The organism is Bradyrhizobium sp. Kon10 (assembly GCF_055807395.1).
The window spans coordinates 425,046-440,471 of record NZ_JBVVOZ010000002.1 but is presented as its reverse complement, the minus strand read 5'-3'; the positions used below and the strand labels follow the sequence as shown (position 1 = coordinate 440,471).

Sequence of the window (15,426 nt, the reverse complement as noted above, 5' to 3'; positions counted from 1 at the left end):
ATCCCGGGCGCGACCGTAAAGGCCGCATCTCGCGAACTCAAGACTTGGCCTCGCCTCTTGCGCGAAAAACGGAAAACCGGTTGATTTGAGGATAGTTTTCCTGAGTTGCGACGGGCTGGACCATCCATGGTCAGGCAGGCCAAAGCGCAGAGGATGCTGACCCACGACCAGATCTGGGGCGCGCTGGATCGGCTGGCGGCGCACGCCGGGCTGTCGCCGTCCGGCCTTGCCAAGCGCGCCGGGCTCGATCCCACCACGTTCAACAAGTCCAAGCGGGTCACCTCCGATGGCCGCGAGCGCTGGCCCTCGACCGAATCGATCGCGAAGGCGCTGGCGGCTGCCGATTCGTCCCTGGAGAGCTTCGTCAGGCTGATCGGCGACGGCGCCGGTGATGGCCGCGGCGTGCCGCTGCTCAGCCTCGCGCAGGCCGGCGCCAGCGGCGCCTTCGACGAATCCGGCTTTCCATCCGGCAAGGGCTGGAGCGAGATCGCGCTTCCCAGCGCGGAGGACAGCCACGTGTTTGCGCTCGAAATCTCAGGTGATGCGCTTCAACCCGCCTATCGCGATGGCGACGTCGTCCTGGTCTCGCCCGGCGCACCGATCCGCAAAGGCGACCGCGTGGTGGCGAAGATGCGGGCGGGCGAGGTGGTGATCGCGACGCTGAAGCGCCGCACCGCGAAGGCGCTGGAGCTGCAGCCGCTCGGTGCGACGCCGGCCGAGCGGACCGTCGCGGCGAGCGAGGTGGCGTGGATCGCGAGGATCGTGTGGGCGAGCCAGTGAGGAGGCGCAACACGCGGCAAAAACTCAGTGTCGTCCTGGCGAAAGCCAGGACCCATTACCCGAGGGAGATGTTGTCGCGCGAAGTAAGCAACTCCCATTCCCCGTAACCATATCCGACGGTGGCTATGGGTCCTGGCTTTCGCCAGGACGACGATAGGGAGATAGGTGCGCCTGCAACGGAGGTCCGTAGCCTGGATGGAGCGAAGCGCAATCCGGGACGGCTGATGCAAGTCGAGAAGAACCCGGATTTCGCTACGCTCCATCCGGGCTACACGTCCCTCTCACGCACTCCGCGCCAGCGCGCCGTCGATCATGTTGATCGCGTTCTGGATACCGTACACCGCTACGAACGAGCCGAAGCGCGGTCCTTTCTCCTGCCCCAACAGCACCTGGTAGAGCATATTGAACCAGTCGAGCGTCACGCCGGGGCGGCCGTCCTTGCCCTTCTTGACCTGGTCCAGGAAAGGCTCGCGGCGGCCGATCTCGTACACCACGTTCTGGATCTCCTCGGCTGAGGCGTCCTGCGGCAGCTGCGACAGCGCATCGCGCAGATCCTGCAACGCGGCGCGCTCGGTGTCGGTCGGTTCGCGGAACTGCTTGGTCGGCGCAACGAAGTCGCGATAATAATTGATGGCGTAGCCGACCATCGCATCGAGCTTCGGGTGCGTCTGCGGCGACACGCCGGGGCGGTAGCGGCCGATGAAGCCCCACAGCGTTTCGGCATTCTCCGCATTCGACGACGACACCAGCGTCAGCAGCAGCTGGAAGGTGACGGGCATGTCGCCCTTCGGCGGATGGCCGCTGTGGACGTGCCAGACGGGATTGCCGAACTGCTGCCTGGCGTCCTGCCTGGCAAAGCCGTCGATGAACTGCTGGTAGTCGTCGACGTTGCGCGGGATGACGTCGAAATACAGCCGCTTCGCCGCCTTCGGCTCGCGATACATGAACAGCGACAGCGATTCCGGCGAGGCGTAGCGCAGCCATTCGTCGATGGTGAGCCCGTTGCCCTTCGACTTCGAGATCTTCTGGCCCTTCTCGTCGAGGAACAGTTCGTAATTGAAGCCTTCCGGCGGCGTGGCGCCGAGCGCCCTGGCGATCGCGCCGGACAGCTTCACGGAGTCGATCAGGTCCTTGCCGGCCATCTCGTAGTCGACGCCGAGCGCAACCCAGCGCATCGCCCAGTCGGCCTTCCACTGGCACTTGACGTTGCCGCCGGTGACGGGCGTTTCGACCTCCTGGTTGGTGTCGGGATCGACATAGGTGATCGTGCCGGCGGCGACGTCGCGGCGGATCATCGGCACCTGGAGCACGACGCCGGTGGTCTTGCTGATGGGGAGGAACGGCGAATAGGTGGCGCGGCGGTCCGGCCCGAGCGTCGGCAGGATGATCGCCATCACCTGATCGTAGGCGGCGAGCATTTTCAACAGCGTCGCGTCGAAACGGCCTGATTTGTAGTAATCGGTCGAGCTCGCGAACTCGTAGTCGAAGCCGAAATGATCGAGGAAGGCGCGCAGGCGGGCGTTGTTGGCCGCGCCGAACGACGGATATTCGTTCGAGAACGGGTCGGGCACGGCGGTGAGCGGACGTCCCAGATACTGCGCCAGCAGATCCTTGTTCGGCACGTTGTCCGGCACCTTGCGGAAACCGTCCATGTCGTCGGAGAAGGCGAGCAGGCGCGTCTTGATCTTGTCCTCGGTGAGCACGCGGAAGGCGTGACGCACCATCGAGGTGCGCGCGACCTCGCCGAACGTGCCGATATGCGGCAGGCCGGACGGACCGTAGCCAGTCTCGAACAGCACCTCGTCCTTTGGCGATTTCTTCAGCCGCGCGACAATCGCCTTCGCCTGCTCGAACGGCCAGGCGTTGGATTGTTCGGCGAGCGCGCGCAGATCGCTGGGACTCATGTGGGGATCGATAACGGACATCAAGGGGCCTCCGGGCCGCGGAAAATAGCGATTTCCCGGCAGAATGCAAAAATGGACTTGATCGTCATTCCGGGGCGATGCGCCAGCATCGAACCCGGAATCTCGAGATTCCGGGCTCGCGCTTCGCACGCCCCGGAATGACAATCGATGGCTAAAACGGGCTCACCGAAAAATACCGCAGCCACAAATCGGTGTAGCGGCCTTTTTCCCAGACGCGGAACATCGCCCAGTTCAGCGCCTGGCGCAGCACGTCGTTGCCTTTGCGGACCGCGATGCCGATGCCCTCGCCGAAGAAGCGGCTCTCGACGAAGGGGCCGCCGGAGAAGGCGCAGCAATCGCCGGAATCGGTGCCGTTGATCCAGAACGCCAGCGAGATGGCGTCGCCGAAGATGAAATCGACCTCGCCCTTGCGCAACGCTGCGCGCATGGCCTCATCATTGGGATAAGGGTGCAACTCGGCGTCGGTGAACATCGCCTTGAGGTAGGCTTCGTGCGCGGAGCCCGCGATGACGCCGACCTTCTTGCCCTCGAGATATTCGGGCCGGATCTCCGGCATCACCGCGTCTTTGCGCGAGGCGAAGCGCGCCGGCACGCGGTAATAGGGATCGGTGAAATCGACGCGGGCGCGGAGCTGCGGGCTCACCGCCATCGAGGCGATCACGGCATCGCCCCGGTTGGAGGTGAGCGCATCGACCAGCGTCTCGAAGCGGCGCATCTGTACGGTGCAGGTGACCTTGATCTCCTCGCACAGCGCGCGGGCGAAATCGACGTTGAAGCCGGCCGGGTTGCCGTCTGCGCCGGTGTAGTTGAACGGCGGATAGTCAGTCTCGGTCAGGAAGCGGATCACGGTCAGGCGCGACAGGTCCGGCCGCTCCGGACGTCGCCGCGGGTCCCAAAAACCGGGCACCGCCTGCGGGGCGGCTTGCGGGCGCGGCTGAGGCGCGGCTTGCGGCGCCGCCGGGGGCTGCTTGGCCGGCGCCTGGGCGTTCGCGCCGGGCAATCCCGCCAGCAGGCAAGCGCCGGCCGCCAGCCCGAGCAGGACGCGGTGCATGATTTTGGGCGATGCGGCCATCGGCGGGAAATGAACGAATTTCATTGGGATCGGAGGGCCTTATAGACCATCCCGCCGGGAACGCGAACGGGGATTGCGGCCGGGGTGCGCTCCCTCCCCCGCTTGCGGGGGAGGGTCGGGGAGAGGGGTCTTGCCACAGAGGGATAATCCCCCAGAGGAGAGAACCCTCACCCGGCGCGCGGGACGATGCTTCGCATCGCCCGGAGGCGCCGACCTCTCCCGCAAGCGGGAGAGGTTACCGAGTACGCCGCGCGATCAGTCCGCCGAACCTACAAATACCGCTTCAGCTCGGTCGCCGCCTCTTCGGGGCTCCGCTTCAGATTGAAGGGCGAGACGAAGTGGCCGTCGCGGTCCATCAGATAGATCAGCGCGGTGTGGTCCATGGTGTAGTCGCCGTCCTTGGTCGGGACCTTCTTGGCGTAGACCCGGTAGGACGTGATCACCTTGGCGGTCTCTGCGGGATCGCCGCTCAGGCCCTCGAGATGCGGATCGAAGCTCGAGAGATAATCCTTCATCGTCGCCGGCGTATCGCGCTCGGGATCGACCGAGATGAAGACGGCGTTGACCTTGTCGGCATCCTTGCCCATCGCGCGCAGCACTTCCGAGAGTTCGAACAGCGAGGTCGGGCAAACGTCGGGGCAGTGGGTGTAGCCAAAGAAGATCAGCGTCGGCTTGCCCTTCAGGCTCGCGTCGGTGACGGCCTTGCCATTCTGGTCGGTGAGCTGGAACGGGCCGCCGATCGCGGCGGGCTGCGCCACCTTGCTGACCCCGCCCATCGCCCAGAACAGCACGAGCAGACCGACGACGAGGCTTGCGGCGAAGGCGGTCGCGATCACCAACGGACGGGCGGTGGAGCTCATGAGCGGAAAATTTCCTGTCGCGGGTCAGAAGCAGGCGGCAAAGCCGGTCCTGATCATTTCGAAGAACACCTGGCTGCCGTAGTGGAACCAGAGCGCCAGCGCTCCGAGCACGATCAGCCCACCGACGCCTGCGCCCGCGAACAGCAGCATGGACGCCGCCCGGCCGGCAGTGGACGAATTGTCCTGTAACGGATGCGCGGGGTGCAGTGGTTGAGCCATCAAGATGATCGGGACAATGATCGGCCGGAAGCGCCGGGTTCCTGCCCTTCAAATAGGCTTTGGCCCGCCGGCGGACAAGCGCCGCAGGCGGGTCAAGGATCACGTCGCGCTGATCAGTGCAGCAACTGCCCCCGGGCGGACTCCAGACCTTCCGCTGGCGGAGGAGATCCGCGCAAAGGCCTGGTGGCCGCGGCCTGTGCGTCGAGGTAGCAGGGCTTGTACATGGACTGGAGCTGCCTGCCCCTCAGGAACAGCATGTGCGGGGTGAGGCCGCCGCGCTGGCTGATCCAGCGCTTCACCTGCGAGGGGTACATCGCATAAAGCATCTGGGTCGCTTCGGCATTGGTCACGGCGCGGCCGTTGCTGCCGAAATCCCAGGCGGCGTGGAAGCCGAGCGTCGCATGCGAGGTGACGCAGATCCGGTCGCGGGGAATGGCGCCGAGGACGATGGTGCAGGCCGAGGCGCAAAGACCGTCGATGATGACGGTATCCCCGGACTGGCGCAGATCCTGATATTTGTCGACGTAGGTTCCGATCCGGCCGCCGCGGTCATCCGCGATCCGAACCACTGCGTGAGAAGCCCCCATACACGCGATCAGCAGAACCGTCGCGAGCAACCCCGTCAGAAACTTCATTATCCCCCGCCCCAGTCGAATTCGAATCTGTGTGTCAGGTGGTGATGCAGGCACAGCGTCTGTCGACTCTGCGGTTTTGTCTAGGCACGCTGGCTCGTTCAAAACAAATTCAAATCCAGTGTTGCGTCGGCGCTGCACTTGGCAGGTATTCGCCCCCAAGCCCGGTCCCAAACTGGAACAAGTTAACGATGTCTTACGCGACAAGCCCTTGATCTCAGCTGCAACCGCCGGCTTCAATCCGGATAACTACAGGGGGGAACTCATGAGCGAGCAGACGGACGTCGTCATCGTCGGCGCGGGATTATCGGGACTGGTGGCCGCGACCGAGCTCGCCGACGCGGGCAAGCGCGTCATCGTGGTCGATCAGGAGGGCGAGCAGTCGCTCGGCGGCCAGGCGTTCTGGTCGTTCGGCGGATTGTTCCTGGTCAATTCGCCGGAACAGCGCCGGCTCGGCATCAAGGACTCCTACGAGCTTGCGATGCAGGACTGGCTCGGCACCGCCGGCTTCGACCGCGACGAGGATCTCTGGCCACGCAAATGGGCGGAGGCGTATGTGGCGTTCGCGGCGGGCGAAAAGCGCGACTGGTTGCGCGCGATGGGCCATCGCAGCTTTCCCGTGGTCGGTTGGGCCGAGCGCGGCGGCTATGACGCGATGGGCCACGGCAATTCGGTGCCGCGCTTTCACGTCACCTGGGGCACCGGGCCGGGTATCGTCGAGCCGTTCGAGCGCCGGGCGCGCGAAGCCGCCAGGAGCGGCCGGCTGACGTTCAAGTTCCGCCATCGCGTCGATGCGCTCTCGATTACCAACGGCACGGTGGATGGCGTCAGCGGCGCCGTTCTCGCGACCGACGATTCAGAGCGCGGCAAGAGTTCGGCGCGCAATGTGGTCGGCGCGTTTGCGCTGAAGGCGCAGGCCGTGATCGTCGCCTCCGGCGGCATCGGCGGCAACCATGAGCTGGTGCGGGCGAACTGGCCGAAGCGGCTGGGCGAGCCGCCGAAATTCATGATCTCCGGCGTGCCGGAGCACGTCGACGGCCGCATGATCGGCATCACTGAAAAGGCCGGCGCGCGGCTGATCAACCGCGACCGCATGTGGCACTACGTCGAGGGCATCCAGAACTGGTCGCCGATCTGGCCGCGCCACGGCATCCGCATCCTGCCCGGCCCGTCCTCGATGTGGTTCGACGCCACCGGCACCCGGCTGCCGGCGCCGCTGTTTCCCGGCTCCGACACGCTCGGCCAGCTGCAATACATCATGTCGACCGGCTATGATTATTCCTGGTTCATCCTGACGCAGAGCATCATCAAGAAAGAATTCGCCTTGTCGGGATCGGAGCAGAATCCCGATCTCACGGGCAAGAGCTGGCGCATGACCTTACGCCGCGCCACCAACAAGGGCGCGCCGGCGCCGGTCGAGGCATTCAAGCGCCATGGCGTCGACTTCATCGTGCGCGACAAGATCGAGGATCTCGTCGCGGAGATGAACAAGCTCGCCGGCAACGATCTGCTCGAGATCGCACATGTGAGGACGCAGATCGAGGCGCGCGACCGCGAGATCGCCAACCCTTACGTCAAGGACGCGCAGGTGATGAACATCCATAATGCGCGGCGCTACATCGGCGACAGGCTGATCCGCACGGCGCCGCCGCACCGCATCCTCGATCCGGCACAGGGCCCGCTGATCGCGGTCAAGCTCAACATCCTCACCCGCAAGACGCTGGGCGGCTTCGAGACCGACCTCGACTCGCGGGTGTTCGGCGAGGACGGCCGGATCATCCCCGGACTCTACGCGGTCGGCGAAGCCTCGGGCTTCGGCGGCGGCGGCATGCATGGCTATCGCTCGCTGGAGGGCACGTTCCTCGGCGGCTGCCTGTTCTCGGGCCGCAACGCGGGCCGCGCCACGGCGAAGGCGATGGGATAGATCATGCGACGGTGGATGCGGGCGTCTCTTGCGGCGCTCGCCGCCGCCACGGCTGCATCCAAGGCCGCGCATAAAGGCCGCGCATGCATGGCACGCGACGCATGCGCCGCCGGGGTGGCACAGCGCAAGTCGCTGGGCTAGACAGGGCCGCCATTTACAGGAGATCCCAATGAGCATTCAGCGTTTTGAAACCGGCCCGCGCATGAGCCAGGTGGTCGTGCACGGCGACACCGTCTATCTCGCCGGTGTCGTCGCCAACAACGCCGCCGGCGAAAGCGTGACCAAGCAGACCCAGGACATCCTGGCGACCATCGACGGCCATCTCGCCAAGGCGGGCACCGACAAGTCGAAGCTGCTGTCGGCCACGATCTACATCACCGACATGAAGACGTTCCAGGAAATGAACGCGGTGTGGGACGGCTGGGTCTCCCCCGGCAACACCCCGGCGCGCGCCACCGTCGAAGCCAAGCTGGCGGCGCCGCAATACACCGTCGAGATCATGGTGACCGCGGCGAAGTAAAATATTCACGCGCGCTGATGACCTGCGAGGTAATCGATCAGCGCGCGTGAACCTTCGATAGTGACGGTCAGCCGAACACGGCGCCATCGAAGGAGAAGACCATGACCGACCCCATCACCGTCGCCCGCCGCTACATCGATGTCTGGAACGAGCGCGCCCACAATCGCCGGCGCGAACTGCTCGCCGAGAACTGGACCGCGGATGCGAGCTATGTCGATCCCCTGATGAAGGGCGACGGCCATGACGGCGTCGACGCGCTGATCGCCGGCGTGCAACAGCGCTTTCCCGACTTCAAGTTCAAGCTGATCGGCGAGCCCAGCGGCTACGGCGATCACGCGCGCTTTCACGTGCGTTTTTCCTGGGGCCTCGGCCCTGATGATGTGGACAGCCCGATCAAGGGCACCGATTTTGCCGTGCTGAAAGACGGCCGGATCAAGAGCATCACGGGATTCCTGGATCAGGTGCCCGCCGGCGCGTGAGGAAAGCGATGCGCGTTGCTGCGCCCTCTCCCCTTGTGGGAGAGGGCGGCTCTGCTGGGAGACACAGGCTCACTTGGGTGAGGGGTTCTCGCCGCGCATGATCATGCGAGTGAGACTTGCGGAGAGAGACCCCTCATCCGGCGCTTCGCGCCACCTTCTCCCACAAGGGGAGAAGGGAAACCGAGCACATGGCCTACACGATCGCCAACCGATACGCCGCCTTCGCATTCACCCCGAACGCCTTGTCCCGCGCCTGCGGCCCGAGCTTCGCCAGGCACGTCTCCAGCGCGCTCTTGATCTCGCCATAGCTCCCCGCCAGCAAGCACACCGGCCAATCGGAGCCGAAGATCAGGCGATCCTCGCCAAAACATTTCGCGGCGTGCTCGACGAACCGAAACAGCCGCTCGGCATCCCAATCGTTCCAGGCCGCTTCCGTGGCCAGCCCCGAGATCTTGCACCAGACGTTGCCGCAGGCAGCAAGTGCCGCGATGTGATCCGCCCATTCCGGGCTCCAGCCATCGGCGATCGGCGGCTTGGCGGCGTGATCGAGCACGAAGCGCGCGTGCGGAAACGCCTGCGCGGTCGCGATCGCGGCCGGCAGTTCGCGGGTCCGGACCAGGAAATCGTAGGCGAGATCATGGGCGAACACCGCGGTCAGTCCGCGCCGAACGTCCTCGCGCAACAGCCAATCCGGGTCTGGCTCGTCGTGCACCTGGTGGCGGATGCCGACCAGCTTGTCCCCGCCCCGCATGACGCGCAGACGATCGAGCGTTTCGCCAACCCAACCATCAGTCAGGTCGACCCAGCCGACGACACCAGCGACGAAAGGCGTGTCGCGCGCAATGCGCAGGAATTGCTCGGTCTCAGCGAGCGCGGAGCGGCACTGCACCAGGATGCTCGCGTCGATGCCGTTTGCTTTCAACAACGGGCCGAGATCGGCGGGAGCGAAGGCGCGGCGGATCGGCGCGAGTTCCGGCGCGTCCATCCAGGGATAGTCGGCGTGCGTCGGGTCCCAGAAGTGCTGGTGGGCGTCGATGATCATGGCTCACGCTCCGCCCCCAGCGACCAGGCACGCTCCAGCGTCGCCTCCGCATCGGCCGCGCTGACCGGCGTAAACAATCCGCCGAGCGGAGCGGAACCGAGGCCGATTGACGTAACGTCGACGGAGCCTAGCCGCGATCGTTTCATTCCCATTCGTTCGAACTTCCGATTGATCTCTCCCGCTTGCGGAAGCCGCAAGCGGGAGAGGCTCTCAGGAGCGAGGGGCTGGGGCCGCTCCTACTTCAGCATCTTCGCAACGTTGTCCTTGGTCACGAGATCGAGGCCGGTATAGATGATCTCCGGCACCTTCTGGCCCTTCTTGATCGCAAGCAGAGTGTCCATCGACTTCTCGCCCATCTCGAACGGGCGCTGCCCGGTCAACGCGTTGGAATAGCCGTCGCGCAGCAGTTCGAGCTGCATCTTCAGCGTATCGGCGACGACAAGGGTGAACTTGCCGGCGTCGATGTCCTTCTTGTTCTTGTTGACGAAGGCCTTGTAGCCTTCGGGCGCGAACATCGGCCAGCCGCCGACCGGCACGATCGCCGCGAGGTCGGGCGTCGCAGTACGCAGGTCGGCCATCTGCTGAACCGCAAGCGCGGAATCGTCGTTGCAGAAGGTCGGCGAACCCGAGACCTCAACCCATTTCGAACCCTTGAGCGCTTCGCGCACGCCGTCGACGCGCTCGGCGAGGTTCTTGGCGCCCGGACCGCCGGAGACCATGGCATATTTGCCGCCCTCGGGCCGGAGCTGGAGCAGCTGCTTGCCGAGTGCGAGACCGAAGTCCTTGTTGTTGGTGCCGATATAGGCGAGGCGCTTGGAGCCCGGCGCATCCGCGTCAAACGTGATGACGGGGATACCGGCTGCGGCTGCCGCGTCGATCGACTTGGTCATCGCCGCAACGTCGGCGACCGAGATCGCAAGCCCATCCACCTTCTGCGTGATGAAGTCCTGGATGATCTGCGCCTGTGTCGCCGGCTCGTGCTCGATCGGCCCCTTGTAGATACATTCGACGTTGCCGAGCTCCTTGGCGCGCTTGAGGCAGCCGTCGCGCGCCACGTCGAAGAACGGATTGTTCATCGCCTTGGGCACGACCGCGAACTTGTAGGTCTGCGCGAATGCCGGCGTTGCCATCATCGCGACGGCCATGCCAGCCAGAAGTAGTTTCCTCATAGTTTCCCTCCACACTGTGATGCCTATCCTTTGAAACTTTCCGGGAGGCGGATAGACGATAAATCGTTATTCTCCCGGAAAAGTCGTTCTCAAGTCATGCGCGACCGGATCCGATCGACCAGCACGGCCAGGATGATGATCACGCCCACCAGCGTCTGCTGCCAGTACGAGTTGACCTGCGCGAGCACGAGGCCGTTGCGGATCACCTCGAGCAGCACGCAGCCGACGATGGCGCCGAGCGGCCCGCCGACGCCGCCGGCAAGGTTGGCACCGCCGATGACGGCCGCGGCGATCACGTTCAGCTCGTACGAGGTCGCCATGTTCGCGGGCGCCGATCCGAGCCAGCCCGAGATGATGATGCCCTGCAGCCCCGCGGCCAGCGCGCAGACCACATAGACCTGGATCTTGACGCGCACGACCGGGATGCCGGTCAGCTCGGCCGCCTTCTCGTTGCCGCCGAGCGCGAAGACATGGCGGCCGAACGAGCTGTGATGCAGCACGACCGCCATGATCGCGGCGAGGATCAACAGGTAGATGAACGGCATCGGCACGCCGAGTATGTCGCCCGAGGTGAGCGCATAAAAATAGTCGGCATCGGGGCCGCCCGGGAAGCTGCCGCGACCGTTCGAGACGACATAGGCGAGCCCACGCACGATCGAGAGCATGCCGAGCGTGGTTACGAACGGCGACAGTCCCAGCACCGCGATGCAGAAGCCGTTGACGAACCCTACGAGCAGCGCGACCAAAAGCCCGGCCAGCACCGACAGCAGCAGGATCAGGCCCGGCACATTGGCGATCGCAGTCTTACCGTCGGCGGCTAGGTGGACGAGCGGCGATCCGGGCGCCGACAGCTCGACCATGACCATCGAGGTGATCATGGCGGAAAAGCACATCATCGAGCCGACCGAGAGGTCGATGCCGCCGGTGATGATGACGAAGGTGATGCCGAGGGTAGCGATGGCGATGAAGGAAAAGTTCTTCGCCACGTTCTGCATGTTGCCTTCGGTGAAGAAATAGGGGCTCGCAAAATGCATGACCACCAGCAGCACCGCCAGCGCGACCAGCACGTAGCCGGTCTGGGAGGCGAAGATGCCGCGCTGCCACCATCTGATCTTGCCGATGTTCGAGAAGGTGATCGGAGATTCCAAGGGCATCGCCATTTACGCAGCCTCCTTCGCGCCGGTGATGAGGGCGGTCACCTCCTCGGGGCTGGTGTCCCGGATCGGCTTGTCGGCGCGCTTCTCGCCGCGACGCATGACGATAACGCGGTCGCAGACCGCGAACACGTCGGGCATACGGTGTGAGATCAGCATCACTGCGACGCCCTGTTCCTTCAGGCGATGGATCAGGCCGAGCACCTGCTCGACCTGACGCACCGAGATCGCGGCCGTCGGCTCGTCCATCATCACGAGCTTGGCGTTGGAGAGCCGGGTGCGGGCGATCGCGACCGCCTGGCGCTGGCCGCCCGACATCAGCTTGACGAGATCATGCGGCCGCGTTTCGGAGCGCAACTCGCCGAATAGCTCGAGCGCGCGCGCCGCCATCGCCTTGTGGTCGAGCAGCGACAACGGGCCGATCTTGCGCTTGAGCTCGCGGCCGAGGAAGACATTGGCCGCGGCGGTCAGATTGTCGGCGATTGCGAGATCTTGATAGACCACTTCGATGCCGACGGTGCGGGCATCGATCGGACGAGAGAAATGCACCGGCGAGCCGGCGAAACGGATCTCGCCATGGCTGGGACGGAAATTGCCGGCGATGATCTTCACCAGCGTCGACTTGCCGGCGCCGTTATCGCCCATCAGGCCGACGACCTCGCCGGGCTCGACCCGCATGTCGACGTCGTGCAGCGCGCGGATCGCGCCGAACTCCTTGCCGATGCCCGTCAATTCCAGGACGGGGGTTGCGTCGGGCGTACTCATGATCGGCCTCGTTCAAACATAGCGGTTGACCAGCGATTCCAGATATTCCTGCCGTCCCGAGCGCGGCTGCGGATCGAAGCCGGAGCCTAGCGCGCGGTCGGCGAGATCGGCGAGCGTACGTTGGCCCCCAAGGATAGCGCGGCCTTCGGCTCCCGCCCACCCCGCATAACGTTCCGCGAGCGGCGCCGCGAGCGCGCCGGCATCGAGCATGTCGGCAGCGGCCAGCAACGCCCGCGCGCAGGCATCCATCGAACCGACATGGGCGTGGATCAGGTCGTCCGGACCGATCGATTGGCGCCTGATCTTGGCGTCGAAATTGAGGCCGCCGGTAGAGAAACCGCCGCGCTGCAGCAGCTCGTGGAACACCAGCGCCAGCTCCGGCACGTTCATGGCGAACTGGTCGGTATCCCAGCCGAGCAGATCGTCGCCACGATTGATGTCGAGCGAGCCAAAGACACCGAGCGCCTCGGCGAGCGCGACCTCGTGGTGGAACGAGTGGCCGGCAAGGATGGCGTGGTTCTGCTCGATGTTGAGCTTGACGTCCTGCAACAGATCGTAACGCTGGAGAAAGCCGTAACAGGTGGCGACATCGAAATCATATTGATGCTTGGTCGGCTCCTTCGGCTTAGGCTCGATCAGGAGCGGGCCCTTGAAGCCGATCTTGTGCTTGTGCTCGACGACCAGCGACACGAAACGACCGAGCTGGTCGAGCTCGCGCTTGAGATCGGTGTTGAGCAGCGTCTCGTAGCCCTCGCGCCCACCCCACAACACGTAGTTCTGGCCGCCGAGCCGGTGCGTCACCTCCAGCGCGGCGCGGACCTGGCCGGCGGCGTAGGTGAAGATTTCGGGGTCCGGATTGGTCGCCGCGCCGGCCATGTAGCGGCGGTGGGTGAACAGGTTCGCGGTGCCCCAGAGCAGGCGAACCTTGCTTGATGCCATCTTCTGTTCGAAAAGATCGGCGATGGCATTGAGGTTCGCGACCGACTCCGCAAGCGAGTTGCCTTCCGGCGCCGCATCGACGTCGTGAAAGGTGAAGAAGGGCACATCCAGCAGGCGGAACAGTTCGAACGCGATGTCGGCCTTGGCCCGCGCCATGGCCATCGGGTCGGTGCCGTGATGCCAGGGGCGCAAGAACGTCTCGCCGCCGAACGGATCGCCGCCGGGCCAGCAGAACGAATGCCAGTAGCAGACGGCGAAGCGCAGATGGTCTTCGAGCCGGCGGCCATGCACAAGCCGGTCCTTGTCGTACCAGCGGAAGGCAAGTGGGCTCTTGGCGTCCTTGCCTTCAAAGGCAATCGGCGCGCTTGCGTCGAAGAATTTGGCTGACACGTTCACTTAAGCACGCTCCTTCAAGGCGGGATAGAGATTACGCCAACGGCCATAGGCCTCGTCATAGGCGGGAACGACGGATGCGCGAGGGGCGAAGGTTGCGAGCCGCCGCGGGCGCGTGCAGACCTCCGCCGGGTCTTCGCCGGTGACAGCAAGCCGGCCAAGCCGCGCCGCACCGAGCGCCGCGCCCACCTCGCCTTCCTCGACCCGGTGAACGGGAATGCCGAGCACGTCGGCACAGATCTGCGCCCATAGCGGCGAGCGCGAGCCACCGCCGACGAGATCGACCTCGGCGATCGGCCCGCTCGCCGCACTCAGTGCCGCGAGATTGTCGCGCGCCGCGAAGGCGACACCCTCGAGCACGGCCTGAACCATCTGGGCGCGCCCGGTCGCACCCCGCAGGCCCACGAAGGCCCCGCTCGCGGCGGCGTCGTTGTGCGGTGTACGCTCACCGTCGAGATAGGGCAGGAATTTTATCGGGCTCGGCCCGTCGACGCGTTCGCCGAGCGGCGCCAGCAGCGCCGCGGCGGGCACGTCCATGACGCCGGAAAGCCAGGCGAGCGAGGCCGCGGCCGACAGCATCACGCCCATCTGGTGCCACAGGCCGGGCAGTGCGTGGCAAAAGGCGTGCACGGCCGAGGCCGGTGCCGGCGCAAAGCGATCGGTGACGCGGAACACCACGCCCGAGGTTCCCAGGGACAGAAACGCATCGCCCGGCGCGATCGCACCGAGCCCGATCGCGCTCGCCGCGCAATCTCCGGCGCCGCCGGCGACCACGACCTGGTTCGCCATGCCCCAGCGCTGGGCCAATTCCGGCGCGAGCACCGCGCTCGCCTCGCTGCCCTCGACGAGACGCGGCATGTGGTGGAGATCGAGACCGGTGGCATGCAGCAGCAGGGCCGACCAGCGGCGTCGGCCGACATCGAGCCACAGCGTGCCGGCGGCATCGGACATGTCCTCGACCATCTCGCCGGTGAGGCGGAATCGGACATAGGCCTTCGGCAGCAGCACCTTTGCGACACGTTCGAAGATTTTGGGCTCGTGCCGCGCGACCCAGAGCAGCTTTGGCGCCGTGAAGCCGGGCATCGCCAGATTGCCGGCAATGCCGTGAAGCGACGGACAGCGCCGCGTGAGTTCGCCGCATTCGGCCTGCGAGCGGCCATCGTTCCAGAGGATCGCTGGCCGCAGCGGGCGGCCGTCCTCACCGAGCAGCGTCGCGCCATGCATCTGGCCTGACAGGCCGATGCCGCGCACCTGCGCGACCTCACGCGGATGGTGGGCCGCGAGATCATCGACCGCGCCGATCGCCGCATCGACCCAGGCATCGGAATCCTGCTCGGACCACAACGGCGCGGGATGCGAGAGCGCAAGCTCGCGCGCGGCTGTCGCGACGATCGCGCCGGCTTCGCTCACGAGCACCGCCTTCACACCGGACGTGCCGATGTCCATTCCGAGATACACGCCGTCCTCCCTTTCGTTTCCGTTGCGGCGGGCGAGCTTGCGTCGCCTCTTCCCGCAACGGCGGTTTTGAAACTCGCGCCGTTCAGCCCATCGTT

The 15,426-nt window shown here is 65.4% G+C and carries 15 protein-coding genes and 1 pseudogene; 4 read left to right on the top strand and 12 right to left on the bottom strand.

Translation table 11 applies throughout. The annotated features are described in order from the left end of the window. Positions 1-126: 126 nt before the first annotated feature. Positions 127-780: a S24 family peptidase gene (locus AC0L2O_RS05065; protein ID WP_473368915.1), complete on the top strand. Its 654-nt coding sequence runs from the start codon at positions 127-129 to the stop codon at positions 778-780. Positions 781-1,061: 281 nt separating this feature from the next. On the opposite strand, the gene AC0L2O_RS05060 is transcribed toward AC0L2O_RS05065, so the two are convergent. The 5 genes from AC0L2O_RS05060 to AC0L2O_RS05040 form a co-directional block, all read right to left on the bottom strand. Then, a complete protein-coding gene (locus AC0L2O_RS05060; protein ID WP_473368914.1) occupies positions 1,062-2,705 on the bottom strand; it encodes a lysine--tRNA ligase in 1,644 nt (547 codons plus the stop codon). A gap of 151 nt (positions 2,706-2,856) precedes the next feature. Beyond that, positions 2,857-3,801 carry a transporter substrate-binding domain-containing protein gene (locus AC0L2O_RS05055; RefSeq protein ID WP_473368913.1) on the bottom strand — a complete coding sequence of 315 codons (945 nt, stop codon included), beginning with the start codon at positions 3,799-3,801 and terminating at the stop codon, positions 2,857-2,859. Between the two features lie 245 nt (positions 3,802-4,046). Next, positions 4,047-4,637, bottom strand: a complete 591-nt coding sequence (locus AC0L2O_RS05050) for an SCO family protein (protein ID WP_369720578.1) — start codon at positions 4,635-4,637, stop codon at positions 4,047-4,049. A gap of 24 nt (positions 4,638-4,661) precedes the next feature. After that, positions 4,662-4,856 (bottom strand): hypothetical protein, encoded by a 195-nt coding sequence (locus AC0L2O_RS05045; protein ID WP_473368912.1) that lies wholly within the window; start codon positions 4,854-4,856, stop codon positions 4,662-4,664. A gap of 113 nt (positions 4,857-4,969) precedes the next feature. Continuing rightward, a complete protein-coding gene (locus AC0L2O_RS05040; protein WP_473368911.1) occupies positions 4,970-5,491 on the bottom strand; it encodes a hypothetical protein in 522 nt (173 codons plus the stop codon). A gap of 262 nt (positions 5,492-5,753) precedes the next feature. On the opposite strand from AC0L2O_RS05040, the gene AC0L2O_RS05035 reads away from it, so the two are divergent. The 3 genes from AC0L2O_RS05035 to AC0L2O_RS05025 all read left to right on the top strand — a co-directional run bounded on the left by AC0L2O_RS05035 (position 5,754) and on the right by AC0L2O_RS05025 (position 8,411). Next, complete coding sequence (locus AC0L2O_RS05035) at positions 5,754-7,412, top strand: FAD-binding dehydrogenase (protein ID WP_473368910.1); 1,659 nt, start codon at positions 5,754-5,756, stop codon at positions 7,410-7,412. A gap of 169 nt (positions 7,413-7,581) precedes the next feature. Continuing rightward, the gene (locus tag AC0L2O_RS05030; protein ID WP_473368909.1) at positions 7,582-7,932 is read left to right on the top strand and encodes a RidA family protein; all 351 of its coding nucleotides are present in this window, start codon (positions 7,582-7,584) and stop codon (positions 7,930-7,932) included. 101 nt (positions 7,933-8,033) lie between these two features. Then, positions 8,034-8,411, top strand: a complete 378-nt coding sequence (locus AC0L2O_RS05025) for a nuclear transport factor 2 family protein (protein ID WP_409191542.1) — start codon at positions 8,034-8,036, stop codon at positions 8,409-8,411. A 193-nt stretch (positions 8,412-8,604) separates the two neighbouring features. Here AC0L2O_RS05025 and AC0L2O_RS05020 read toward each other — a convergent pair whose 3' ends face one another. From AC0L2O_RS05020 to xylB, 7 genes and pseudogenes are all read right to left on the bottom strand, one after another. Then, positions 8,605-9,453 (bottom strand): amidohydrolase family protein, encoded by an 849-nt coding sequence (locus tag AC0L2O_RS05020; protein WP_473368908.1) that lies wholly within the window; start codon positions 9,451-9,453, stop codon positions 8,605-8,607. 14 nt (positions 9,454-9,467) lie between these two features. After that, positions 9,468-9,599, bottom strand: a pseudogene (locus tag AC0L2O_RS05015) (aldo/keto reductase); the annotation flags it as partial. A 90-nt stretch (positions 9,600-9,689) separates the two neighbouring features. After that, on the bottom strand, positions 9,690-10,622 hold the full coding sequence (locus AC0L2O_RS05010; RefSeq protein ID WP_369720568.1) for a sugar-binding protein: 933 nt from the start codon (positions 10,620-10,622) through the stop codon (positions 9,690-9,692). An 89-nt stretch (positions 10,623-10,711) separates the two neighbouring features. Beyond that, complete coding sequence (locus AC0L2O_RS05005; RefSeq protein WP_473368907.1) at positions 10,712-11,782, bottom strand: ABC transporter permease; 1,071 nt, start codon at positions 11,780-11,782, stop codon at positions 10,712-10,714. Further along, positions 11,783-12,541 carry an ATP-binding cassette domain-containing protein gene (locus AC0L2O_RS05000; RefSeq protein WP_409191539.1) on the bottom strand — a complete coding sequence of 253 codons (759 nt, stop codon included), beginning with the start codon at positions 12,539-12,541 and terminating at the stop codon, positions 11,783-11,785. A 12-nt stretch (positions 12,542-12,553) separates the two neighbouring features. Then, positions 12,554-13,876, bottom strand: a complete 1,323-nt coding sequence (xylA, locus tag AC0L2O_RS04995; RefSeq protein WP_473368906.1) for a xylose isomerase — start codon at positions 13,874-13,876, stop codon at positions 12,554-12,556. Beyond that, positions 13,877-15,331 carry a xylulokinase gene (gene xylB / locus AC0L2O_RS04990; protein ID WP_473368905.1) on the bottom strand — a complete coding sequence of 485 codons (1,455 nt, stop codon included), beginning with the start codon at positions 15,329-15,331 and terminating at the stop codon, positions 13,877-13,879. It abuts the gene before it with no gap. Between the last annotated feature and the right edge of the window lie 95 nt (positions 15,332-15,426).